The 382-nt window shown below is 75.1% G+C and carries 1 protein-coding gene; it reads right to left on the bottom strand.

The window, feature by feature from the left end; genetic code table 11:
• On the bottom strand, positions 1-352 hold a 352-nt coding region (locus I6F37_RS44840; RefSeq protein WP_225155109.1), incomplete at its 3' end, for a hypothetical protein.
• Positions 353-382: the final 30 nt, after the last annotated feature.

Here is a 382-nt window from a genome sequence, read left to right as displayed (position 1 = left end):
TCCCCGCACCGGAGGTCCAGCGCAGGAAGGGCGCCACGTGGCCCTGGAGCGCGCCGTCGAACTGCAGCGGAGCCACTCCGATGTCCTCGGTGACGAACACCCGGCCGTCGTCGTCGGCGGGCAGGAAGTCGGTCTGGCCGTACGGGTGGGTGAACCGGTAGAGCCCGAACGGGACGCCGCGGTCGACGCGGACGCGGAGCCGGGCGAAGACCACCTGCTGGCCGTCGGCCACCGACCCGGTGCCGCCCCAGGCGGCCTCCAGGGCCAGCACGACCCGCGCCCGGCCGGTGCGGACGCCGCCGCCGGTGACCATCCGCGCTTCGGCCAGGAAGTAGAACGCTTCCTCCGGCATCGTCGCGGGAGCGCCGGGGCGGGTGGAGAC

Source organism: Bradyrhizobium sp. NBAIM08 (assembly GCF_020193935.1).
Classification (GTDB): domain Bacteria; phylum Pseudomonadota; class Alphaproteobacteria; order Rhizobiales; family Xanthobacteraceae; genus Bradyrhizobium; species Bradyrhizobium yuanmingense.
The sequence above is the reverse complement of the archived record's forward strand: the minus strand, read 5'-3'. Positions and strand labels throughout refer to the sequence as shown.